Annotated in this window: 21 protein-coding genes; 17 read left to right on the forward strand and 4 right to left on the reverse strand. The window is 55.4% G+C overall.

Annotated features, from left to right (window positions below; genetic code table 11):
- Nucleotides 1-179: 179 nt before the first annotated feature.
- From nikR to hycI, 12 genes are all read left to right on the forward strand, one after another.
- Nucleotides 180-611, forward strand: a complete 432-nt coding sequence (nikR, locus tag ACVV26_RS06445) for a nickel-responsive transcriptional regulator NikR (RefSeq protein WP_474801755.1) — start codon at nt 180-182, stop codon at nt 609-611.
- A 281-nt stretch (nt 612-892) separates the two neighbouring features.
- Nucleotides 893-1516 carry a 4Fe-4S dicluster domain-containing protein gene (locus ACVV26_RS06450; protein WP_474800561.1) on the forward strand — a complete coding sequence of 208 codons (624 nt, stop codon included), beginning with the start codon at nt 893-895 and terminating at the stop codon, nt 1514-1516.
- Nucleotides 1516-3528: a hydrogenase 4 subunit B gene (gene hyfB / locus ACVV26_RS06455; protein WP_474801757.1), complete on the forward strand. Its 2013-nt coding sequence runs from the start codon at nt 1516-1518 to the stop codon at nt 3526-3528. Before ACVV26_RS06450 ends, hyfB begins: the two co-directional genes overlap by 1 nt.
- 11 nt (nt 3529-3539) lie before the next feature.
- A complete protein-coding gene (locus ACVV26_RS06460; RefSeq protein ID WP_474800563.1) occupies nt 3540-4490 on the forward strand; it encodes a respiratory chain complex I subunit 1 family protein in 951 nt (316 codons plus the stop codon).
- A gap of 18 nt (nt 4491-4508) precedes the next feature.
- The gene (locus tag ACVV26_RS06465) at nt 4509-5948 is read left to right on the forward strand and encodes a hydrogenase 4 subunit D (RefSeq protein ID WP_474800565.1); all 1440 of its coding nucleotides are present in this window, start codon (nt 4509-4511) and stop codon (nt 5946-5948) included.
- A gap of 11 nt (nt 5949-5959) precedes the next feature.
- Nucleotides 5960-6610, forward strand: coding sequence for a hydrogenase 4 membrane subunit (gene hyfE / locus ACVV26_RS06470; protein WP_474800567.1), 651 nt, complete (start codon nt 5960-5962; stop codon nt 6608-6610).
- Nucleotides 6611-6614: 4 nt separating this feature from the next.
- Complete coding sequence (locus tag ACVV26_RS06475) at nt 6615-8189, forward strand: hydrogenase 4 subunit F (RefSeq protein WP_474800569.1); 1575 nt, start codon at nt 6615-6617, stop codon at nt 8187-8189.
- Nucleotides 8190-8217: 28 nt separating this feature from the next.
- Nucleotides 8218-9927 carry a hydrogenase large subunit gene (locus ACVV26_RS06480; protein WP_474801759.1) on the forward strand — a complete coding sequence of 570 codons (1710 nt, stop codon included), beginning with the start codon at nt 8218-8220 and terminating at the stop codon, nt 9925-9927.
- A 10-nt stretch (nt 9928-9937) separates the two neighbouring features.
- On the forward strand, nt 9938-10489 hold the full coding sequence (gene hyfH, locus ACVV26_RS06485; protein WP_474800571.1) for a hydrogenase 4 subunit H: 552 nt from the start codon (nt 9938-9940) through the stop codon (nt 10487-10489).
- Nucleotides 10486-11268, forward strand: coding sequence for an NADH-quinone oxidoreductase subunit B family protein (locus ACVV26_RS06490; RefSeq protein ID WP_474800573.1), 783 nt, complete (start codon nt 10486-10488; stop codon nt 11266-11268). The genes hyfH and ACVV26_RS06490 overlap by 4 nt, the downstream gene beginning before the upstream one ends.
- On the forward strand, nt 11261-11677 hold the full coding sequence (locus tag ACVV26_RS06495) for a formate hydrogenlyase maturation HycH family protein (protein WP_474800575.1): 417 nt from the start codon (nt 11261-11263) through the stop codon (nt 11675-11677). Before ACVV26_RS06490 ends, ACVV26_RS06495 begins: the two co-directional genes overlap by 8 nt.
- Nucleotides 11674-12171, forward strand: a complete 498-nt coding sequence (gene hycI / locus ACVV26_RS06500) for a hydrogenase maturation peptidase HycI (RefSeq protein WP_474800577.1) — start codon at nt 11674-11676, stop codon at nt 12169-12171. The genes ACVV26_RS06495 and hycI overlap by 4 nt, the downstream gene beginning before the upstream one ends.
- A gap of 66 nt (nt 12172-12237) precedes the next feature.
- Here the strand turns inward: hycI and ACVV26_RS06505 are convergent, their stop codons facing one another.
- Nucleotides 12238-14241, reverse strand: a complete 2004-nt coding sequence (locus tag ACVV26_RS06505) for a sigma 54-interacting transcriptional regulator (protein WP_474801761.1) — start codon at nt 14239-14241, stop codon at nt 12238-12240.
- A gap of 267 nt (nt 14242-14508) precedes the next feature.
- Between ACVV26_RS06505 and focA the strand changes: the two genes are divergently transcribed.
- The 3 genes from focA (at nt 14509) to fdhF (ending at nt 18534) form a co-directional block, all read left to right on the forward strand.
- A complete protein-coding gene (gene focA / locus ACVV26_RS06510; RefSeq protein WP_474801762.1) occupies nt 14509-15363 on the forward strand; it encodes a formate transporter FocA in 855 nt (284 codons plus the stop codon).
- A 422-nt stretch (nt 15364-15785) separates the two neighbouring features.
- Nucleotides 15786-16337, forward strand: coding sequence for an electron transport protein HydN (hydN, locus tag ACVV26_RS06515; protein WP_474800579.1), 552 nt, complete (start codon nt 15786-15788; stop codon nt 16335-16337).
- Nucleotides 16338-16365: 28 nt separating this feature from the next.
- Nucleotides 16366-18534 (forward strand): formate dehydrogenase subunit alpha, encoded by a 2169-nt coding sequence (gene fdhF, locus ACVV26_RS06520; RefSeq protein WP_474800581.1) that lies wholly within the window; start codon nt 16366-16368, stop codon nt 18532-18534.
- Between the two features lie 149 nt (nt 18535-18683).
- On the opposite strand, the gene ACVV26_RS06525 is transcribed toward fdhF, so the two are convergent.
- The 3 genes from ACVV26_RS06525 to fucI form a co-directional block, all read right to left on the reverse strand.
- Nucleotides 18684-19262, reverse strand: a complete 579-nt coding sequence (locus tag ACVV26_RS06525) for a YitT family protein (protein ID WP_474800583.1) — start codon at nt 19260-19262, stop codon at nt 18684-18686.
- 100 nt (nt 19263-19362) lie between these two features.
- Nucleotides 19363-20781, reverse strand: a complete 1419-nt coding sequence (fucK, locus tag ACVV26_RS06530) for an L-fuculokinase (protein ID WP_474800584.1) — start codon at nt 20779-20781, stop codon at nt 19363-19365.
- A 52-nt stretch (nt 20782-20833) separates the two neighbouring features.
- On the reverse strand, nt 20834-22609 hold the full coding sequence (gene fucI, locus ACVV26_RS06535; RefSeq protein ID WP_474800586.1) for an L-fucose isomerase: 1776 nt from the start codon (nt 22607-22609) through the stop codon (nt 20834-20836).
- Between the two features lie 508 nt (nt 22610-23117).
- Here fucI and ACVV26_RS06540 point away from each other — a divergent pair.
- A complete protein-coding gene (locus ACVV26_RS06540; RefSeq protein ID WP_474800588.1) occupies nt 23118-24113 on the forward strand; it encodes a LacI family DNA-binding transcriptional regulator in 996 nt (331 codons plus the stop codon).
- Between the two features lie 114 nt (nt 24114-24227).
- Nucleotides 24228-24875: an L-fuculose-phosphate aldolase gene (gene fucA / locus ACVV26_RS06545; RefSeq protein ID WP_474800590.1), complete on the forward strand. Its 648-nt coding sequence runs from the start codon at nt 24228-24230 to the stop codon at nt 24873-24875.
- Nucleotides 24876-24877: the final 2 nt, after the last annotated feature.

Here is a 24877-nt window from a genome sequence, read left to right on the forward strand (position 1 = left end):
AAAGCGAGTTACCAATTCCAGGGATTAAGCGTCGGTCGCATTATTAACGTCGGCCCGCGACAGAAAAACTCCAGTAAAATCGCACAAAAAGCGGAGACCGCCCGCAAACCGCGCGGCGTCAATGTTCATCGTCCCGGCGCATGCCATACTGCTCGCAACACTCTGTTTGGGATTGAATGATGCAACGTGTAACCCTGTCACTTGATGATGATTTACTGGCTGAAGTGGATGCGTTAATCCAGACCCGTGGCTATCAGAACCGCTCAGAAGCGGTTCGCGACCTGGTGCGCGCCGGGTTGCAGGATGCCGCTTCCGGCAACGCAAGCGGGCCGTGCATCGCGGCGCTGTTTTATATTTACGATCACGAAGCCCGGGAATTATCTCGCCGGTTAACGCGAACGTTCCATGATCATCACGACCTGTCGCTTACCAGCCTGCACGTGCATCTTGACCACGGCAGTTGCCTTGAGGTGTCGCTATTGAAAGGGGAAACCCAGCAGGTACGCACTTTCGCCGATAAGGTGATTACCGAGCGCGGCGTGCGCCACGGCCAGGTGATTGTGGTGCCCGTTGACCCCGACGAGGCACATCCCCATCATCACCACGATTAACCCCGCCACTACAACGTGCCGAGCGTCCGGCACGTTTTCTCTGCTTTAACGCAAACCGCTGCCTGAACCGTGTCGACACAAATGCCGACTCGGCATGTTACCGCGTTCGACATCTGCCCTGTCCAGGCATGTTTTCAATTCAATTAATTGATTTTTAAGATAATAAAAAACAAAGAATAAACTGGCACACTTCCTGCTTAAAGCCTGCTGACAAGACCAGCAGTGGGCAATGCCGACGGTATCGACTCGCTGTTATTCATATGATTCTGGAGGGTACAGCGATGAATCGCTTCGTGATTGCGGAGCCGCAGCTATGTATCGGATGCAATACCTGTATGGCTGCCTGTTCGGAGGTCCATAAGGCTCAAGGATTACAATCGCATCCACGTCTGACCGTCACCCGCGTTGACGCGCAGACCGCCCCCATGCTTTGCCGTCACTGCGAGGATGCCCCCTGCGCCAGGGTGTGTCCGGTGAACGCCATTACGCATGACAACGACGCCATCGTGCTTAACGAAAGCCTGTGTATCGGCTGTAAGTTATGCGGCCTGGCCTGTCCGTTCGGGGCTATCACGCCATCGGGCAGCTGCCCGCTGTCTATCCCCACGCAATTCGAAAACTACGTTCCGGCAAATCTGCTGGCCGATGTGCCGGAAAGCCCCGCCAGCATGAACCCGTTCCTTGCCTGGAACGCAGGCGTGCGCAGTGTGGCGGTGAAATGCGACTTATGCGATTTCCACGCGGAAGGCCCGGCCTGCGTCAGGGTATGCCCGACGGCGGCGCTGAAACTGGTGGATGAACGCGGCATCGCGCGGGAGGCAAAAGCGCGGCGTCTGGCGGCGATGAGCAGCCTGCCGCCGGAACTGAACCTGTTCCCCACCGCTTCTCAGGAGCAGAAATTATGATGGATTCTCTTCAGCTTCTTTTGTGGGCCATTGTGCTTTACGTGGCGGGCGGCTGTGCATCTCTGCTGCTGCGCCATGCGGAGCGGATCGCCATTTATGTCGCTGGCGTAAGCGCCATGGTCGGCGGCATTCTGGGTATCGCCGCCGCCTGGCCGGTGGTGATGGGCGGCGACGCAGTGGTGTTTGCCACCCAGGGCCTGTTCCCGTTCGCGGCTTTTAGCGTGCGGCTCGACGGGCTGGCGGCCTTTATGCTGCTGGTGATTTCACTGCTGGTGGTGGTGTGCTCGCTGTATTCGCTGTCATATGTTCAGGAATACCGGGGGCGTGGCGCGTGGGGCATGGGGTTCTTTATGAACCTGTTTATCGCTTCGATGGTCGGCCTGGTGGTGATGGACAACGCGTTCTACTTCATCATCCTGTTTGAAATGATGTCGCTGGCGTCGTGGTTTTTGGTTATCGCTGAACAGGACGACGAGTCAGTCAGCGCCGGGCTGCTGTACTTCTTTATTGCCCACGCCGGATCGGTGCTGATCATGATGGCGTTTTTCCTGCTGTGGCGGGAGAGCGGCAGCCTGGATTTCGCCAGCTTCCGCACGCTGCAACTCGCGCCGGGCACTGCGTCGGTGGTGTTTCTGCTGGCGTTCCTGGGCTTTGGGGCTAAAGCCGGGATGCTGCCGCTGCACAGCTGGCTGCCGCGCGCGCACCCCGCCGCGCCGTCTCATGCCTCGGCATTAATGTCGGGCGTGATGGTGAAAATCGGTATCTTCGGGATCATCAAAGTCGGCATTGATTTGCTCGCCACCCAGATGTGGTGGGGGATTGTGGTGCTGGCGTTCGGCGCGGTCTCGGCGGTGCTGGGCGTGCTGTATGCGCTGGCGGAGCATGACATCAAGCGTCTGCTGGCCTGGCACACCGTGGAAAACATCGGGATTATTTTGATGGGCGTCGGCGTCGGCATGGTGGGCATCGCCACCGGCCACCCAGTGCTGGCGACGCTGGGCATTCTCGGCGCGCTCTACCACCTGGTGAACCATGCGGTGTTTAAAGGGCTGCTGTTCCTCGGCGCGGGCGCGATTATTTACCGCGTTCATACCCGCGATATGGAAAAAATGGGCGGCCTGGGCAAGGTGATGCCGTTGACCGGCATGGCGTTCCTGATCGGCTGTATGGCGATCTCCGCACTGCCGCCGCTCAACGGGTTTATCAGCGAGTGGTACACCTATCAGTCGCTGTTCACCATGAGCCGCGACGGCAGCTTTATCATGAAACTGAGCGGTCCGATCGCCATGGTGATGTTGGCTATCACCGGGGCGCTGGCGGCGATGTGCTTCGTGAAAGTGTACGGCATCAGCTTCTGCGGCGGCGCGCGCAGCGAGAAAGCGGCCCAGGCGCGTGAAGTGCCGTGGCCGATGACCGCCGCGATGCTGCTTCTGGCGCTGCTGTGCGTGGTGTTGGGCATTGGCGCGGCGTGGATCGCGCCGGTTATCGCTCACATCGCCGCCGGGCTGGTGCAAACACCCGCCGTGACGGTAAGCGAAGGGGCGTTGTTGGTGCCGGGCGTAGCCCATCAGGCGATGCTCTCACCGGCGGTGATGTTCATTCTGCTGCTGGCCCTGCCGCTGATCCCTCTGATGATTTATCTCTCCAGTCGCAGCGGGCAACAAAGTTTCCGCCGTCGCGGCGAGCCGTGGGCCTGTGGTTACGCCTGGGAAGAGGCGATGTCGGCCTCCGCAGGCAGCTTCACCCAGCCGCTGCGCGTGATGTTCTCCTCGTTGTACAAACTGCGTCGCCAGCTTGACCCGTCTGCCGGGCTGGGCCGGGCGCTGGAGAAAACCACCGCAGGCGCGACCCGCGTCGAGCCGTTCTGGGATGAAAAAATTATCTATCCGTTGGTCCGCCTGGCCCAGTCCCTGGGCAGCGGGATACAGCGACTACAGGGTGGGGATTTCCGTCTCTACTGCCTGTACGTCGTGGCGGCGCTGGTCGTTTTACTCGTGATCACCGCGGTCTGAGGAGGGAGCGCATGTTAACGCAACACACACCAACGCTGACCATGGGGCTGTTCGCGCTGGTTCAGGCCCTGATTATGCTGGGGGTTACCCCGTTACTCACCGGGATCTCCCGCCAGATCCGCGCCCGGATGCACTCGCGCCAGGGGCCGGGCATCTGGCAGGACTACCGCGATATCGCCAAATTACTTAAACGCCAGGAAGTGGCCCCGGCGCAGTCGGGGGTGATGTTCCGCATCATGCCTTACGTGCTGCTGGGTTCGATGCTGCTGGTGGCGATGACCTTACCGATCTTCACCCTGATGTCGCCGTTCGGCGGGGCAGGGGATTTGATCACGCTGCTATACCTGTTCGCGCTGTTCCGCTTTTTCTTCTCGCTTTCCGGGCTGGATACCGGCAGCACCTTCGCCGGGATTGGGGCCAGCCGCGAGCTGGTGATCGGCATTTTAGTCGAGCCGACGCTGATCCTCGCGCTGCTGGTTGTCGCGCTGATCGCCGGCTCCACCAATATCGGCACCATCAGCGCCACCCTGGCGCAGGGCTGGAGCTCGCCGACCGCCACGCTGCTGGCGTTTATCGCCTGCGCCTTCGTCTGCTTTATCGAGATGGGCAAACTGCCGTTTGACCTCGCGGAAGCGGAGCAGGAATTGCAGGAAGGGCCGTTGACCGAATACTCCGGCTCAGGGTTCGCACTGGTGAAATGGGGGCTGGGCCTGAAGCAGGTGGTGGTGGCGCAACTGTTCCTGGCGGTGTTTATCCCGTTTGGCAAAGCGGCGGAATTTACCCCGCCGGCGCTGATGTGGGCGGTGCTCGCCACCTGCATCAAGCTGCTGGTGGTATTTGTGCTGGCCGGGCTGATTGAGAACAGCCTGGCGCGTGGACGCTTCCTGCTGACTCACCGCGTCACCTGGCTTGGCTTCGGCGTCGCGGCGCTTGCCTTCGTCTTTTACTTAACCGGTCTGTAAGGAGCCAGGGAAACCATTATGGAAACTATCGCACTTGCGACCCTGCTGATCCCCTTTATCGGGGCGCTGCTCACGGCCTGCCTGCCGCAGCGTTACGCGCCGTGGCTGTGTACCCTCGTCGCGCTGCTGGCGACGCTGGGCACGGTTCAACTGGCATGGCTGTTTTATCTGGGCGGCATGGAAGCGACCACGCTGTCGCTGGTTCAGTACGGCGATGTGGCGCTGTTTGGCTTCACTCTCGATCGGGTCAGCACGCTGATCGTGTTCGCGGTGGTGTTTTTAGGCTTCTTAGTCAGCCTTTACTCCACCGGCTATCTGACCAAAGGCAACCGCGAGCATCCGCACGACGGCACCAACCGCTACTACGCGCTGCTATTGGTGTTTATCGGCGCGATGGCCGGGCTGGTGTTGTCATCAACCATCCTCGGGCAACTGTTGTTTTTCGAAATCACCGGCGGCTGTTCCTGGGGCCTGATTGGCTATTACCAGAGCGCGAAATCCCAGCGCTCCGCCATGAAAGCGCTGCTGATCACCCACGTTGCGTCCATCGGCCTGTATCTGGCGGCGGCGACGCTGTTCCTGCAAACCGGCACCTTCGCCTTAAGCGCGCTGGCGGAGCTGGACGGCCCGGCAAGCCTGATTGTGTTCGGCGGGATCCTGTTCGCGGCCTGGGGCAAATCGGCCCAGTTGCCGTTGCAGGCCTGGCTGCCGGACGCCATGGAAGCGCCGACCCCGGTGAGTGCTTACCTGCATGCCGCGTCAATGGTGAAAGTGGGTGTGTACATCTTTGCCCGCGCCATTCTCTCTGCCGACCAGGTGCCGCACATTATCGGCTGGATCGGCATGGGCATGGCGAGCCTCACCATCGTCTACGGCTTCATGATGTATCTGCCGCAGAAAGACATGAAGCGCCTGCTCGCCTGGTCGACCATCACGCAACTGGGCTGGATTTTCTTCGCCCTGTCGATGTCGGTGTTCGGCTCGAAAGAAGCCTTCAACGGCGGTATCGCCTACATCTTCAACCACGCTTTCGCCAAGAGCCTGTTCTTCCTGGTGGCGGGTGCACTCAGCTACAGCTGCGGCACCCGTATGCTGCCGAAGCTGAAAGGGCTGATGCGCACCATGCCGCTGCTGGGCGTCGGCTTCTGCGTGGCGGCGCTGGCGATTGCCGGGGTGCCGCCATTCAACGGCTTTTTCAGCAAGTACCCGCTGTTTGCCGCCGGTTTCGCGCTGTCCAGCGAGTATTGGGTCATGACTCCGCTGATGGTGCTGCTGCTGGTTGAATCGGTGGCGAGCTTCGCCTGGCTGCTTTACTGGTTTGGGCGCGTGGTGCCTGGCGAGCCGAGCGAAGCGGTGGCGGAGGCCTCACCGGTACCGGTCGCGATGCGGGTGGTACTGATTGTCCTGGTGGTGATGTCGCTGTGCTCCAGCGTCATTGCTGTCGCCTGGTTGGGATAAGGGAGTCGAACATGACCGGAACACTTATCGTCAATAACCTTGCCGGCGTGATGATGATCACCTCGCTGCTGGTGATTGGCGTCAAACGTCCTGCCGCCGCGTGCTGGTTCTACGCGCTGCAGTCGCTAATGCTGGTGGGCATTTTTGTCACCCTGGCGGAAACCCTCAACGCCCATGAGCTGCTCTCCTGGTCGATCAGCGCCTTTATCACCAAAGTGGTGATGGTGCCGCTGATTATGGGCTACGCGTTTCGCAAACTCTCCGATCCCAGCGCCAATGCCGGGATTATCAGCCCGGCGCTGTTGATGGTCGCCGCGGCGGCCATCGTGCTGCTGGCCTGGTTCGTGGTGGAGCCGGTAACGGTGCCGCTGGTAACGGAACTGAAACCGGCGCTGGCGGTGTCGTTGGGCCACTTCCTGCTGGGGCTGCTGTGCATCGTTACCCAGCGCAACATCCTCAAGCAGGTATTCGGCTACTGCCTGATGGAAAACGGCTCGCACCTGACGCTGGCGCTGCTGGCGAACCGCGCGCCGGAGCTGGTGGAAATCGGGATCGCCACGGACGCCATTTTTGCCGTGATCGTCATGGCGGTGTTGGCGCGCAAAATTTATCACACGCTCAACACGCTCAATGTTGATCAACTGACGGCGTTGAAGGGGTAAGCAGATGAATGACAGTACGATGTTTTTCTGGCTGCTGGGCATACCGCTGGTGGTCGCGCTACTGGCGTTCGCCTGCCGCCTGCTCGGCGACGGCGCGCGCGGCGTAGTGACGGCGCTGCATGCCATTGCTATCACCGCGCTGCTGGGTGTCAGCCTGTGGGGCGTGGCGCTGGTCTATGAGCACCAGGATTTACTGGCGGCTCACCAGTGGCTGCATCTCGACAGCCTGAGCGGTCTGTTCCTCGGGCTGCTGGGCGTGGTCGGGTTTTTAACCGGGCTGTACTCTATCGGGTATATGAACCACGAGGTGAACAGCGGTGAACTGAGCGTGAAGAGCCTGTGCAACTACTACGGCTTCTTCCACCTGTTTATCTTCACCATGCTGCTGGTGGTGACCAGTAATAACCTGATCCTGATGTGGGCGGCCATTGAGGCCACTACCCTCAGCTCGACTTTCCTGGTAGGGCTGTACGGCCAGCGTTCGTCGCTGGAGGCGGCCTGGAAGTACATCATCATTTGTACCGTTGGGGTGGCGTTTGGTCTCTACGGCACGGTGCTGGTCTATTCCAACGCGGCGGGCGTCCTGCCGAATCCGGGCGACGCTATTTTCTGGACCGAAGTGATGAAACACCCGGATCTGCTGGACCCGACGCTGATGCACCTGGCGTTTGTGTTCGTGCTGATCGGCTTTGGCACCAAGATGGGGATTTTCCCGATGCACGCCTGGCTACCGGATGCGCACAGTGAAGCGCCCAGCCCGACCAGTGCGCTGCTCTCTGCGGTGCTGCTGAACTGCGCGCTGCTAATCATCGTGCGCTACTACATCCTGATCAGCGCGGCGATTGGCCCGCAGTTCCCCAACACCTTGCTGATTGTCTTCGGGATGCTGTCGGTGGCGGTCGCGGCGTTCTTTATCCTGGTTCAACGCGACGTGAAACGCCTGCTGGCCTATTCGAGCGTGGAGAACATGGGGCTGATCGCAGTGGCAATCGGCATCGGCGGTCCGCTCGGCGTGCTGGCCGGACTGCTGCATACCCTCAACCATAGCCTGGCGAAAGCGCTGCTGTTCTGCGGTTCCGGCAACCTGCTGTTGAAATACGGTACCCGGGACCTGGATGTGGTGCGCGGGATGATGCGCGTCGCGCCGTTCAGCGCGGTGCTGCTGGCGGGCGGCGCGCTGGCCCTCGGCGGGATGCCGCCGTTCAACGTGTTCCTCAGCGAGTTTATGACCGTGACCGCCGGGCTGGCGGGCGAGCATCTGTGGCTCACTATCGTGCTGCTACTGCTGTTAACGGTAGTGCTGGGTGGGCTGATCCGCATGGTCGCTAAAGTGTGCTTCGGCGAAGCGCCGCAGGCGGTCGCCAAAGGCGAGCTGGGGCTGTTGACTACGCTGCCGCTGCTGATCCTGCTGGTGTTAATGCTGGTAATGGGCACCCATATTCCGAAACCTGTTACCCATATGCTGGAGCGCGCGTCCACCATCGTCCTGAACCAGCCCGATTCACAACAGCGCTATTCGTGGCCGTGGGCCACCCACGACGCATCCATTACCGCCACAACTCATCGTCAGGAGAAGTAACGTGAGCTACGAAAATTTTGTCAACAATATGCAAAACAGCGCCAGGCGCGGCGTGGGCTATCTGGCGCAAATCCGCCAAAAATTCCCGGCGGCGGTGCTGGACGAGGAATGGCAAACGGCGGATCAGCTCACCATTACGGTTAAAACTGACGCGCTGCCGGAGGTCGTGGAATTCATTTATTACCAGTTGAACGGCTGGCTGCCGGTGCTGTTCGGCAATGACGAGCGCCCGCTCAACGGGCAGTTTGCGGTGTATTACGTGCTGTCTCTCGAAGGCGAAGAGAAGTGCTGGATCACCGTGAAGGCGTTTGTCAGCCCGATTACCCAGGAGTACCCGTCCGTGACGCCGCGCGTGCCTGCGGCGGTCTGGGGCGAGCGCGAAGTGCGCGATATGTACGGCCTGAAGCCGGTGGGTCTGCCGGATGAACGCCGTCTGGTGCTGCCGGACGACTGGCCGGACGATCTCTATCCGCTGCGCAAAGACACGATGGATTACCGCCAGCGCCCGGCACCGACCACGGAAACGGAAACCTATCCGTTCGTCAATGAAGCCACCGGGGAGACCCGCGTGGTGCCGATTGGCCCGCTGCATATCACCTCCGACGAACCGGGCCACTTCCGGCTGTTCGTCGACGGCGAGCAGATTGTCGATGCCGATTACCGCCTGTTCTATGTCCATCGCGGCATGGAGAAACTGGCGGAAACCCGCATGGGCTATAACGAAGTCACGTTCCTGTCCGATCGCGTATGCGGTATCTGCGGTTTTACCCACAGCGTGGCCTATGCCACCTCGGTGGAAAACGCGCTGGGGATTTACGTGCCGCAACGCGCCCATACCATCCGCACTATTCTGCTGGAAGTGGAGCGGTTGCACAGCCACCTGCTGAACATCGGCCTGAGCAGCCACTTCGTTGGCTTCGATACCGGTTTTATGCAGTTTTTCCGCATCAGGGAGAAATCCATGACCATGGCGGAATTGCTGACCGGGGCGCGGAAAACCTACGGCATGAACCTGATTGGCGGCGTGCGCCGCGACATCAACAAAACCCAGCGCCTGAACACCCTGAAGCTGGTGCGCGAAATGCGCGTCGAATTTCAGAACCTGGTGGATATGCTGCTCACGACGCCGAATATCGAACAGCGTACCGTGGGCGTCGGCGTACTGGACCGTAAAGTCGCCCGCGACCACAGCCCGGTAGGGCCGATGATCCGCGCCAGCGGCTTTGCCCGCGACGTGCGCTTTGACCACCCGTTCGCCGATTACGGCAACCTGCCGAAAACCCTGTTTACGATGGATGGCGGCGACGTGTTCTCCCGCGTGATGGTGCGCGTAAAAGAGGTGTTCGATTCTCTGGCGATGATTGAGTACGCGCTGGACAACCTGCCGGAAGGCGACATCCTCACCGAAGGCTTTACCTATAAACCGCATAAATTCGCGCTGGGCTATACCGAAGCGCCGCGCGGCGAAGACATTCACTGGAGCATGCTGGGCGATAACCAGAAACTGTACCGCTGGCGCTGCCGTGCGGCGACCTACGCTAACTGGCCGGTGCTGCGCTACATGTTGCAGGGCAACACCGTTTCCGATGCGCCGCTGATTATCGGCAGCCTTGACCCTTGTTACTCCTGTACCGACCGCGTCACGCTGGTGGATGTGCGTAAACGCAGCGTCAAAACCGTGCCGTATCAGGAGATTGAACGCTACGGGATTGAGCGCACCCAGTCGCCGCTCAAGTGAGGACTAAACGATGCTGAAACTGTTTAAAACCATCCTCAAAACGGGCGAAGCCACGGTTAAGTACCCGTTTAAGCCGTTGGACGTCTGCCCAGGCTTTCGCGGCAAACCGGTGTATGACGCCGAACAGTGCATCGCCTGCGGGGCCTGTACGGTCGCCTGCCCGGCGAATGCGTTAACTATGGAAACCAACACCACCACCGGCGAGCGGGTATGGCAGATTTTCTATGGACGCTGCATCTTTTGCGCCCGCTGTGAGGAAGTGTGCCCGACCCGCGCCATTGTGCTGTCGGAAGAGTTTGAACTGGCGGTGACCAGTAAAGCCGATCTCTACACCACGGCGACGTTCGCGCTGCACAGTTGCCCGCAATGCCACCAGCCGTTCACCACCAAAAAAGCGCTGGCGCTGACCCTGGATTTACTGGCCCAGTCCAGCGGCGACCCGGACACGGTAAACGCGTTGCGCGGCGTGTATGAATGCTGCCCGGGCTGCCGTCAAAAATACAACCTGAGCACCAACGGTTCGCTGCGTATGCGCCAGATTGCTGTGGGAGAAAAATCATGAGCCTGCAGGACATTAAGGTGAACCACCACGTCAGCCAGCCGATCCAACTGGATGAACAGGCGGCGAAGCTGAAAAGCACGCTGCTGAAGGATATTCAGCGCTCGGCCTATGTTTATCGCGTGGACTGCGGGGGCTGTAACGGCTGCGAAATCGAGATTTTCTCGGCGATTACCCCGCTGTTTGACGCCGAACGTTTCGGTATCAAAGTCGTCGCCTCACCGCGCCACGCCGATATCCTGCTGTTTACCGGGGCAGTGACCCGTGCGATGCGCGTCCCGGCGCTGCGCGCCTATGAGTCCGCGCCGGACCCGAAAATCTGCATCTCCTATGGCGCCTGCGGCTGCGGCGGCGGGATTTTCCACGACCTGTACTGCGTATGGAGCGGCAGTGAATCCATCGTGCCCATTGACGTGTGGATCCCCGGCTGCCCGCCGACCCCTGCCGCCACGCTGTACGGCTTTGCGGTGGCGCTGGGTCTGCTCGATCAAAAACTGAAGGGCGAACAGCATATCGAAGCCATCGGTGAAAAAGCGGCGCTGATCCTGCCGGAAGTGCCGTTGGCGACCCGCGTGATGATCGAGCGTGAGGCCCGCCGCATGGGTGGTTACTGGCAGGGGCGGCTGATTAGCGATGAGTTCTTAAAACGCCTGCACGGTGCTTCAGTAAGCGAAGTGGCGCCGCGTTTGTCGCAGTGGCTCAGCGAGGAAAACGATCCGCGGCTGCGGGAAATCGTCCAGCGTCTGGCCGGGCTGTTACAACAGGGAGGCCAGCATGGCTAACACCCGTCCGCCGGAAGTGGTGTTCTGGTCGCTGCGCCAGAAATTCGTCGACAGCGATGACGACGTGCCGGAAGAAGCGCAGCAGGTGATGTACTACTCGTTGGCGATTGGCCATCACGTCGGCATGATCGACTGCCTGAAAACGGAACTGGTTTGCCCGCTGGCGCAGTATCAACAGTGGCTGGAACTGCTGCCGGAAGGGGAGGCCAGACGCAAGTTGCAGGGGCTGCTGACCTTCGGCGAGATCACAATTGATTCCACGCATACGTCGTTGCTGGCCAATGCCCTCGCGCCGCTGCGCGATACCGCGGTCGAGCCGTTTAACCACTGGAGCGCCACGCTGGTCCGCCTGATGGGCGATATTGTGCGTGAGCCAGCCATCTACCTGATTGTGAAGAGGAAACCATGAAACCTTCAGAGATCAACGGCGTGGTGTTAACCGTCGGCAATAGCATGATGGGCGATGACGGCGCGGGGCCGATGCTCGGCGAGAAAATGCTGCGCGACCCGATCCCTGGCTGGACCGTGGTCAACGGTGGTTCAGCCCCGGAAAATGTGGTGCACCAGGTACGCGCACTGGCCCCGTCGCGGGTGGTGGTGGTGGATGCCACCGATATGGGACTCAATCCCGGCGAAATCCGGGTGGTCGATCCGAATGATATCGCCGAGATGTTTATCGTCAGCACCCACACTATGCCGCTGACGTTTCTTATCGACAGCCTGAAGGACGATGTGCCGGACGTGACGTTTATCGGCATTCAGCCGGATATTGTCGCGTTTTATTTTCCCATTACTCCTGCGGTGAATGACGCGGTGGAGCAGTTGTATCAGCATCTGGAAAACTGGCAGGGACCGGAGGGGATTGAGGCGCTGGTGGTAGAAAGGGAATCTGAAGGAATATAAGTTTGTTTTTAAAAGGTCGTTTGCCGGGGGAGATTCCCCGGCATTATTGTCTTAAAAGTCTTTTACTCAAATCTCCCGCGCCGATATCCCCAGCCTCTGCATCCGTGATAACAGCGTGCTGCGCTTTAACCCCAGCCGCGCCGCCGCACCGCGTGGGCCAGCGACAATCCCGTTAGTTTCCCGCAGTACCTGAATAATTCGTTCACGTTCGGCATCGTCATGTTCCGGCACCGGTGGGGTGATCATCGCCGGGGCGGCGCGCGGCGTGCGTACCGGGGCAGGCGGTTCGGCAGGTAAATAATGGCGCAGTTTCTCCAGCGGTAAATGCAGCGTATTGCCCTGGCTTAATATCACCGCACGCTCAATCACGTTTTCCAGCTCGCGCACGTTGCCCGGCCAGGGTAACTGGCTGAGCAGCCGCATACCCTCGGCAGAAATGCTGTCGATATTGCGGTTCATCCGGCGGGAGATTTTTTGGGTGAAATGCTTCGCCAGTAATGGGATATCCTCCGGGCGCTCGCGTAGCGGCGGGATCAGGATCGGGAACACGTTTAATCGATAATAGAGATCGCTGCGGAATTCGCGATCCAGCGATTTCTGGTGCAGATCCTGGTTAGTCGCCGCAATCAGCCGCACGTTTACCGGGATCACCCGGTTACTGCCCAGGCGTTCAATTTCACGCTCCTGCAAGACGCGTAGCAGCTTCGGCTGTAGCTCAAGCGGCATATCGCCCACTTCATCAAGAAACAGCGAACCGCCTTCCGCCCGCTCAAAACGGCCAATGTGGGTCGAGGTCGCGCCGGTAAACGCGCCTTTTTCATGACCAAATAAATCGCTTTCAATCAGCGTGGCGGGGATGGCGGCGCAGTTCATTTTCACCATCCGGTGGCCTTTGCGCTGGCTTAAATTATGAATCGCCCGCGCCACCAGCTCTTTGCCGGTGCCGGTTTCACCGAGGATCAGCACCGTACAATCGCTTTGCGCCACCATCTCGATTTGAGTGAGCACCTCTTTCATCGCCTGGCTCTGGTAGATGATCTCGCTAAAGTGTTCTTCGCCGCCAATCTGCTCGTTAAGCCAGATATTCTCGATTTCGAGCGTTTCTTTCAGGCGGTTAATCACGCTATAGGCGCTGGCGTTATCCACGGCGATGCTGATACGCGCGGCGATCTGCTGTAGCAAATGGAGGTGGCTACCCTGGAACATCCCGCCGCTGCGATGGGCCAGTATCAATACGCCCTGCGGCTCATGACCAAACTGGAGCGGCAGCAGGCAGACATTATTTAGCCCGTTGCGGGTGGCGCGGGTAAGCAGGCCGTCTTCACGGACCTTTTCATCTTCGTTATTAAGCTGCATTACGCAAAGTTGCGGCTGCGCGCCGCTCTGGGCCAGCAGCGTATCCTGCATGGCGATGTACTCACGTTCGCAGACCAGCGGTGCGCCGGGGGCATACCAGGTAGAATAGAGATCGAAACGGGCATGGCGCGAATCGGCATCCAGCAGCGCCATGCCGATATAATCAATACCGAAAAAACGATGAATTTCCTTTGAGACTTCCGACACCAGCGCATGCATATCGAGATGCGAGATCACCGAGTTGGTGGTGTCCACCAGAATGCGAAAGTGATCGCGCTCGTCACGCAGTTGTCGGCATTCATTCTGCAACGCTTCCTGGGTCAGGAAATGCTGCAACAGAGCGGCGACGGGCGTACAAAGCTGGCTGAACCACAGCTTCGCGCTATCGGTGAAGGGTTTTTGCGCCGAAGGAATAAACAGCAACCGTCCCAGCACATTGCCGTTAACGGTAAGATTTTGAATCACAGCGTCTTTTGGCTCATCCTGGACAGTAGAAAACAGATTATCCTGCTTTGCGACGTTGCCATCCGCGCTGCAGTGCCAGCGAACGTGCGGCAACCGCAGTTCCAGCGCCGCAGGAAGGTACGGCAACGCCGGGTGGCGGATCAGCGTGTGCAGCAGACCGGGAATATCGCTTTGCATATAAAGTGCTTGCGAGATCCGCAGAATATTTTCTTGCACTGAAGAAGATGTCGTCACGTTGTCAGAAGCCATTGTCACATTTATCACCCTGGTGTCAGGTGAAAATAAGCCCTATAAATTTCACCGTTAAAAAATTATACCTTCATGACTAATTGTTTTGAATGTGCCATGTCAGGTTATTCTTCAGTTACGTTGATAACTGTTCTCATTTGCTTTGTTTTTACACTCATTTGCTAACCAGTTCAAAACTCCAACTCCCTAAAAAGCGAGTGGTACAGATTATGCATAAGAAGAGTCTGATGCTGTCTCTATTTTTAATCTGATTTGATGGTGATCAACATGAGCGACAATAATTTTTTCGATTTACGTTTGCCAGCGGAAATGGCGAAAGTAGCTGAACAGGCTGGTTGCTATAAAGCGACAAAAAAGAAATCTTTATCATTTTTTTTGGCGGTAACCGCTGGCGTTTTCATCGGTCTGGCATTTGTTTTTTATATTACAGTAATTACCGCGAGCCCGGCGAACGGATTAACCAAATTAGCAGGGGGGTTATGTTTCGCCATGGGATTAATTCTGGTGGTGATTTGCGGCGCCGACCTGTTTACTTCAACGGTATTAACCGTGGTCGCCAAAGCGAGCGGGCTGATAAGCTGGCGGCAACTGATTGTAAACTGGATAGTGGTTTATCTCGGTAACATGGCGGGCGCACTGTTCCTGGTGGCGCTGATCTGGGGCGCCGGGCAGCACATGGCCATCGGCGGGCAGTGGGGGTTAAGCGTACTCAGCACGGCGGACCACAAATTGCACCATACGTTTATCGAAGCGGTTTGCCTGGGGACACTGTGTAATTTGATGGTTTGCCTTGCGGTATGGATGAGTTATTCCGGCCACTCGCTGACGGATAAAGTTGTAGCAATGTTATTTCCTGTCGCCATGTTTGTTGCCAGTGGATTTGAGCACAGCATTGCCAATCTGTTCCTGATCCCTATGGGTATTGTTATTCGCTATTTCGCCCCTGATGCCTTCTGGCATTCAATTGGCATGAACGCCGATCAATTTCCAGCCTTAACTATTCATGATTTTATCATTAATAATTTAATACCGGTGACGATGGGTAATATTATTGGCGGCGGCATTTTAGTGGGGATTACCTACTGGATAATTTATCTTAACCCAGCCAATCAACGGCATTAAATAAAATTTCGAGCGTGTGCAGACAAAAGTGTCGTTTGAAATATCAGCAGTTTTGTCGCAAAGAATATATTTCGATTATTTCACCCAGTGATTAACCTGGCTTTTGTGATCGACTGCAAAATTCATCTATTCGATAAGCCATAAATATCTGTCCTGGCATCCTCGCGGGAAGATTATCGGGATCCGCTTTTCCGATGGTCAACTGCGCGCGGCTGTCAGGCGTTTTATTGAGAAATATGTTCGACATTTCTGCCGAAAACCCGTTTTGAGACGATGCCGCGACATCAATTTTTAAATAACCTGTTGATTTAAAAGGAAGGTGACTATAACCCCATTCTGGCACGTTGTTTGCTAAATCTACTTCGCAATGTGAGTGACCGGCTTTGCCCGGTTAACAATAACGAAGACTCAGGAGTGAGCTGATGAACCGGTTCATCTTTGCGGATCCCAATAAATGTATTGGCTGCCGGACGTGTGAAATTGCCTGTGTAATGGCGCACGGAGACGGCGATATCGCGCAGATAACGCAGTATCAGTTTTCGCCACGTATCCATGTGGTGAAAGGCTTTAGCGTCAGTACGGCGGTGATCTGCCGCCAGTGTGAAGACGCCCCTTGTGCGACGGTGTGCCCCAATGCCGCCATTACGCGCAGGAACGACTTCATTTATGTCGATCAACAAAAATGTATTGGCTGTAAAACCTGTGTGGTGGCGTGCCCTTACGGCACCATGGAAGTCGTGACAAAGGTTATGGTCAACGATGACCGCGCGTTAAGCAGCGGCCTGAATACCCGCGCCCAGGCCAATAAATGTGATTTGTGCCATACCCGCGATATCGGTCCCGCCTGTGTTGAGGTGTGCCCGACGAAAGCGCTGGTGGTGATGGACAGAAATGCCATCGAAAATATGGTGCAGGAAAAACGCCGTCGCGCGGCGCTCGATATGTCAGTCTCAGGATCCTTCTTAAACTTTTGACTCCCTGGTCAGGGGAAAAGGTTACGCAATGGAAAAAATCATTTCTGTGTGCCCGTACTGCGGTGCAGGGTGCAAACTCAATTTGTGTGTGGAAAACGGCAAAATTGTCCGCGCTGAAGCGGCAAACGGTGTTACCAACCAGAACGAACTCTGCCTTAAAGGCTATTACGGTTGGGATTTTCTTAACGACACCCGGTTGCTAACGCCACGCCTTCAGGAACCGATGATTCGTCGCCGGAAAGGAGGGCCATTTGAAGTGGTCTCCTGGGAGGAGGCGATCCGCTTTACCGCGTCCCGCTTGCAGGCGATCAAGGCCAAATACGGCCCGAAATCGATCATGCTAACCGGATCGTCGCGCGGCACCGGAAATGAAACCAACTATGTGATGCAGAAATTCGCCCGCGGGGTGATTGGCAACAACAACATCGACTGTTGCGCCAGGGTATGCCACGGCCCGTCCGTAGCGGGGTTGCGCCAGACCCTCGGCAACGGCGCGATGAGTAACTCAATATCTGATATCGAAAATTCAGCGTGCTTGTTGGTATTCGGCTACAACTGCGCCGACTCGCATCCCATTGTGGCCAGGCGCGTGGTGAAAGCCAAAGAGAAGGGCGCGAAAATCATTGTCTGCGACCCGCGTAAAATCGAAACCGCGCGTATCGCCGATCAGCATCTGCAAATGAAAAACGGCAGCAACATGGCGCTGGTTAATGCCTTCGCCCACGTATTGATCGAAGAAGATCTCTACGATAAAGCTTACGTTGCCAACTTCACCGAAGGCTTTGAGGCGTACCGCAGTATTGTGGCGGATTACAGCCCGGAAGCGGTGGAGGATCTGGTGGGCGTCCCGGCACAGGAAATCCGCCAGGCAATGCGCGCCTACGCCGCTGCGCCGTCCGCCACCATTATGTGGGGCATGGGCGTGACGCAGTTTGGTCAGGCGGTTGACGTGGTGAAAGGGCTCTCAGGCTTGGCGCTGCTCACCGGCAATCTGGGCCGCCCGAACGTGGGCGTCGGCCCGGTGAGGGGGCAGAACAACGTGCAGGGTGCCTGTGATATGGGCGCGTTGCCGGATCTGTTCCCTGGCTATCAGTCGGTAAGCGATCCGGCGGTGCGGGAGAAATTCGCCAAAGCCTGGCGTATCGATCCGCAGACCCTCGATCCTGAACCGGGCTATCGCATCACCGAAGTGCCGCACCTGGCGATGGAAGGTAAGGTCAAAGCCTATTACATCATGGGGGAAGATCCGCTTCAGACCGAAGCCGATTTAGGGCTGGTGCGCCGTGGGTTTGATGCCCTGGAATTCGTCGTGGTGCAGGACATTTTCATGACCCAAACCGCTGAACAGGCCGATGTGATCCTGCCCGCCACCAGTTGGGGCGAGCACGGCGGGGTGTTCTCCTGCGCCGATCGCGGTTTCCAGCGGTTCGAAAAAGCCATCGACGCCAAAGGGAACGTCAAACGCGACTGGGAGATCATCAGCCTGATCTCCACCGCGATGGGCTATCCAATGAAGTACGAAAACAACGAGGCCATCTGGAATGAGCTGCGCGAACTGTGCCCGCTCTATTACGGCGTGACGTGGGAGAAAATGGCCGGGCTGGGCCACGTGCAGTGGCCGTGCCCGACGCTGGAACACCCCGGCACGCCGTATCTGTATCAGGGCAATACCTTCGCCACGCCGAGCGGCAAGGGGCAGTTGTTTGCCACTGCCTGGCGCGCACCAGCGGAAATCCCCGATGAAAGCTACCCGCTGGTACTGTGTACCGTGCGTGAAGTCGGCCACTACAGTTGCCGCTCGATGACCGGCAACTGCCGGGCGCTGGTCACCCTGGCGGATGAACCGGGCTTTGTGCAGATGCATCCGGACGATGCCCGCCAGCTTGGCGTCGCTAATCAGGCGCTGGTGTGGGTGATGTCGCGGCGCGGCAAGGTGATCTCGCGCTGTAATTACAACGAGCGGGTCAACCGTGGCGCGGTATATATGACCTATCAGTGGTGGATTGGGGCCTGTAACGAGCTGACGCAGGACAACCTCGACCCCACGTCAAAAACGCCGGAAACCAAGTACTGCGCGGCACGGGTTGAAGCGATTGACGATCAGAAATGGGCCGAGAACTTCGCCAGCCAGTCTTATAACGATATGAAAGCCCGGTTGCGTCAGCACGTTGACGGCGCGGTTCGCGCGATAGCCTGAATGAAATAAACCAATAAAGGCGGACTGCGGTCCGCCTTTATTAATAAAATGCCATGACGCCTGATAATCCTGCTTCACCTCACCACGCAACATCCATTCAGACTATTACCGAACCGGGAGTGAAATTAATGGCCTCAATACTGCCGTTTTTAACTGGCTAAACATGCCGTCGCTGGGGGTTTAGAACCAATTTTATCTACCAACCTGGATAAAATAAACAGTGCCACGATAGTGTACAAAGCCTTATCGAAATCAAGGTAGCAAATCACTGAAGCCATAATGACGATGCAATCCTGCGCGAAGATACTTACTCCAAAATCGATATCCCATTTTTTATGAAGTATCCTGGCAATGATTTCAACCCCACCGGTGGTGCCGCCAAAGCGAAAGATAATGCCTAATCCCGTACCTAAAAAAACACCCGCCAGCACTGCCGCCATAACCATATACGGCATGCGAATATCAACGTGCCATTTTTCAAAGATGGCTAACCAAAGGGTTAACGACAACATGCCGATAAAAGAATAGGCCATTGATTGTTTGCCCAGGATAAACCATCCAATAATAAAGACAGGAATGTTTAACAGAAATAAAGCCAGCGATGTACGGATGCCCATTGTGTGATGAAAAATTAAGGCAATGCCCGTAAAGCTGCCCTCTGCTAAACCATTTTCAATAATAAAATGATACAAGCCAAAGGCCATAATTGCCGCGCCCGACACGATCATGAACACATCTTTATAATATTTTGAGAATATCACAGGAATCCCTCCCAGTTTATTCAGTATAAACCCTGGCGTACAACGGGCAGCCTTGCTTAACAGTCATTTAGCTATTTTTCGCCGCGCTAAGATCGCCCTGCGGATAGAAATAATGGTACTGATAATGTATCTCTGCTCTGGCCTGTAGCGGGCTGGTGAAATCACCTGTGCCATACCATCCGTACAGGGCCGCGCCGGAAACCGTGGTTTCGGCATCATCCAGCACTTTAATCGGGATATTAAGCGTATTGGCTTTGATTTGATTCCATAATGCGTTGCGGCTACCGCCGCCCACCAGCAGAAGTTCGCTGGCCTTAAAATGACCAATTTTCTCTAGCGTTTGCAGATTATTTTTGAGCTGGACGGTAAGCCCTTCAAGCGCAGCACGATAGAGATGGCCCCGTGTGGTGTTAAGGGTAATCCCCTGCCAGCCTGCATTTTGATGAGATAACAGGTCGCAGTGCATCGTCACGCCCTCCGCGCCAGCGGGAACCGCCCCGGCTTCATCAATCAACGTTTGCCAGGCCGTGTTGGGTGTCCACAGCAGTTTGCGCACCCACTCCAGCACGCCGGAGGCCAACCATTGCATACCGGGGTTATGGAGCCCTGTCTGGCTGTCGAATTCACACGTGGAGCCCGAATACTGGCCCAGTAAATGGGTGTCGACCTGGGCGCTGCGCGCCATCAGGATTTCCCAGGTGCCGGAAGAAAGAACCGGCTCGTTCTCGCCCGCCCCGGCGCCAAATAAGGCAAACTGCGTATCGTGCCCGGCAGAGATAACCGGTATGCCAGGCGCAAGCCCCAGGGAATGCGCTGCCTGTGGAAGTAGGGTGCCAATGGTTTCACCTGCGTTCACCAGGCGAGGGAATAGGCTGCGTGATAAACCCGCCGCGTGCAAAATATCAGGGCTGAAATCTCGTTTACGGATATCCATCATCTGGCTGGTTCCCGCCATCGTTAGATCCGTCGTAAATTCGCCTGTTAAACGGTGGTTTATCAGTGAGGAGATAAACAGCCAGGCGTAAGCGCTATCTAAAAGTTGGGGATGGTTTTCTTTAATCCATACCAGCTTATACAGCGTGTTAAAGCTGAATGCGCCAACCCCAGAGATAGCCTGGAGTTGCTGAGGCGGCATCAGTTGGCTGATATTTTCCATTATTCTGGCGGTACGCGGGCATTTCCAGCTAATAATGGGATAGAGTATTTCGCCGTGTTTATCGACCAGTGCGCCGTCTACGCCAAATGTGGTCACCGTCACGCCACGAACTAAACAGGATGACAGCGCCGTAGCAATTTGCTTACAGCAATCGGCAAAGCGTTGCAAAATAGAATCTAATGACCACTGATGCCAGGCATTATTTTCTACAGCAATATCACTGGCATTAGGTGTGGATGCCCGGGCAATAATTTTCCCCTGGCGGTCAATAGCAATAGCCCGTACATTTGTGGCACCGCAATCGAGTACCAGAATAACTTCCTGTTTCATAATCGCTCCTGGAGCACGAGGAATACCCTCCTCTTGCAAGGAGGGTGGCATATTAACGTTTGTAGAGCGGTCCATAATTCTGGCACGCGCGATAATCCTGACCTTCAGGATCCATTCCATGCGCAGCCCAGGATGAAGGGCGATAGATTTTTGTTTCTTCAACATTATGCATACAGACGGGAATACGCAGCATCGACGCCAGGGTAATAAAATCAGCGCCGACATGACCGATAGTCAGGACACCGTGGTTAGCCCCCCAGTTTGCCATCACGGAATAAACGTCAGTGAAGGGACCTTTACCGGTCAGACGCGGTACAAACCAGGTGGTTGGCCAGGTCGAGTTGGTACGCGCATTCAGCAGGTCGTGCGTCTCTTTCGGAAGTTCTACGCTCCAGCCTTCTGCAATTTGTAACACGGGGCCCAGGCCTTTGATCAGGTTGATGCGGGTCAGAGTGAAGGGCACTCCGCCATCGGTTAAAAAGCGTGATGAGTAGCCGCCGCCGCGAAAATATTCATGGATCGCCGGACACCATTCCGTTGCTTCCAGGCAATTTTCCACCTCTTGCTGGTTGATTTCCCAGAAGGGTTTCATTGTCGGGTTGCCTGCGCTATCGCGTTGCTTGCAAGAACCATCCAGAGCGGCTGACCCTGAGTTGATCAGGTGAATAATGCCGTGTTGGGCAAGGCCGGTTAGCGGTTGACCTGAAACGCGCTGTACGGCTTCCGGTGACCAGTAGGTGCGCACATCGGCAAACACTTGGGCAGTGCCGGTTAACTGGTGGCCAAAAAGCATGGCTACGCCATTAAGGCTGTCGTTTTCGGTGGCGACAACCAGCGGCTCACGCACGCCATTCCAGTCAAAGGAGCTGTTTAATAAGGCTTCAGCCGTATCGCCATTCGGGTATTGATCGGTCCAGTGGCGCTGCCCCTGGAAACCTGCCGCGATGGCGTTGTAACCCAGCGATTCTTCAATAAAGCCTTTGTCGGCAAGTTTTTTACTTCCCTGCATCATGTCGCGAATGCAGATAGCCATTAACAGCGATTCTTTGAGAACCCTGCGGCTCTGCTTTTCATCGCGCTTATACTGCTGCGCGTTTTGATCTTCGCCATAGCGGAAGTATTTATCTGCCCAGGCTAACGCCATTTCCAGTTCAGCTTCATCATAGATTTTCTGATCGATACGACGGCGTAACTCCGTCATATCCACCGCCTGAACTTTCATTCCCAGCCAGGATTCAAAAAAGTTATGGTCCACAATCGAGCCGGCAATACCCATAGAGACGCCGCCTACTGACAAATAACTTTTTCCTTTCATGCTGGCGACGGCTAAACCTGCCCGTGCAAAACGAAGTAATTTTTCTCTGACATCCGCAGGAATGGATGTGTCATTGGCATCCTGAACATCGTGCCCGTAGATCGAAAATGCAGGGATGCCCTTCTGGCTGTGCGCGGCCAGCGCAGCGGCGAGGTAGACCGCGCCAGGACGTTCCGTACCGTTAAATCCCCAAATGGCTTTTGGACGCATCGGGTCCATGTCTATCGTTTCGCTGCCATAACACCAGCAGGGCGTGACGGTGATGGTCAGGCCAATATTGTGCTTACTGAATGTATTTTCGCAGGCCGCCGCTTCTGCCATTCCGGCAATACAACCGTCGGCAATAACGCATTCAACGGGGACGCCACACGCATGACGAAGATTCTGGGTTAGGAATACGGCAGTTGCATTTGCCATATTCATCGTTTGCGCTTCAAGCGATTCGCGAACACCCATCCGCCGCCCATCAATAACCGGGCGAATGCCAATCTTTGGCAAATTATTCATATCCATTGTAGGTTCCTCATTATCTATAAATTCCCTATATGTCTTAACCAGAAAGGTTTAGGGGTATGATTAGCTAACTTGAGTTAGCATATGTTCTGCCGGGATTTTTACGCAAAAAAAGATCAATAAACTGTGATTTCATTCACAATGGGCAATATTAAGCTGATTTATATCAATGAATGCCAGAGTGGTTGTTTTGAGTAATCATTAAAAAACAATAGATTAAATAAATAATCATGCCTGACATCACATTTTTAAGCCAAATGTCTTGGTTAAAATTGTCGGCTAAAATAGCTTAAAAAAGAAATAGGTTACTCGAGTTAGCATCAGTAAATTCGGGGTTGTAGAAGTGATTGTGTCCTAAGCAAAATCCTAAAAATATGTGTTTTTACACGTTTATGGTATTAATGATGCAAAAAAATACTTTTACCCAAACGGGGAATGCGCCAGGACAAAAATTTAAAATGATTTTATCATTGTGGCTTTATGTGTCAGACGGAACGAGGAATACACAATGGCTAAAACGGTAGAGCAAATCGCCAGTGCTTTAAATTTATCGATAACAACCATACGACTGGTGCTCAATGGTAAGGCGGAGCAGTATCGCATTAGTGTAAAAACCCAGACGCGCATTAACGAATATGTGGAACGTTATGGCTATGTAATAAATCATTCAGCCCGCAGCCTCAAACTTAATAAGACCGAAACGCTGGGATTGATTGTACCCAATATCTCCAATGCTTTTTTTGCCACACTGGCAGAAAAACTCGAACAGCGTTGCCGCCGTTCTGGATATCAACTGATGATCAGCTGTACGTATAATGATGTTGATTATGAAAATAAATTAACCAAGGCGCTGGTCGCCCGCAATATTGATGGGCTGTTTATTGTTCCTTCAACCCTGGAAAATCAGCAGCATCATTTACGTAAGGTATCTAAACCGCTGGTCTTGCTTGATCGGGATTTCAAATTTACCGATAACGCACTGGTTGAGAGTCATAATGTGGCGGGGGGCGAAACGCTTACCCGGAGTATGCTGAGTGCCGGTAAATCTCCCCTGTGGTTTTTAATCGCCGACACCCGCCTTCCAAGCATCAGCGATCGCCTGCAGGGATATCTGAATGGATTAAAAACTCAGGGCATAGAGCATACGCAATGGGTACGTGAAGGAACCGAGAATACCCCTGACTGCGGGTATACGCTGATGAAAACTTTGATTGGTGAACACGGGTGTCCACAGGCATTTATTGCCTCGTCACTCCCGGTGTTAGAAGGGGCTATAAAAGCGATATCCGAGCGCTTTGGCGCGGTTCCCGGCGAAATGAATATCGGCACCTTTGATGAACACCCAATGTTGAGCTTCCTCGCCAATAATGTCTGGTCAATGCAACAGAATGAGGATGCCTGGGCAGAAAAAGCCTTCGAGATGATGATGAATGCCATTGAGGATAATGCGGTTAAAAAGACCGAAAGAATTGAAATGAAGTTAATCAAACGCGTTAGAAAATAATAGATGCAATAAATTGTCTGCTGAATACTTTCATACGTATTCAGCAATTTTTTAATGGACCCCTTCTCGTACTAAGCAAGCTAAATGACGAGAAAACCAATACGGAGAAATAAGATGGACAGAAGTCGTTTGTCACGGGAAATTATTGAAACCTGCCTGGAGATGACACACCTTGGATTAAATCAGGGCACAGCAGGTAATATTAGCGTGCGCTATAAAGACGGCATGTTAATTACCCCAAGCGGTATCCCTTACGAAAGACTGACCGAAAATATGATTGTGTTTGTCGATCGGGATGGCAATTTTGAAGAAGGGAAAGTGCCTTCCAGCGAATGGCGGTTTCATATGGCGGTCTATCTGAACCGGCCTGATATGAATGCGGTAGTCCATAACCATGCGGTGTACTGTACTGCCGTTTCAATTCTTAATCGCCCGATTCCGGCTATTCATTACATGATCGCGGCGGCGGGGGGCAATTCCATACCCTGCGCACCTTATGCAACCTTTGGCACGCGTGAACTTTCTGAGCACGTAGTGGTGGCGTTGAAAGATCGTAAAGCAACCTTGTTGCAGCATCACGGATTAATTGCCTGCGAAGAAAACCTCGAGAAAGCGCTCTGGTTAGCCCATGAGGTTGAAGTGTTAGCCCGGCTTTACATCAATACGCTGTCCGTTACCGATTCTGTGCCGGTACTGGATGACCAGGCTATTGCTATCGTGCTGGAAAAATTCAAAACCTACGGACTACGTGTCGAAAAATAACG

It is taken from the genome of Atlantibacter sp. MEI4A-1023 (assembly GCF_056155425.1).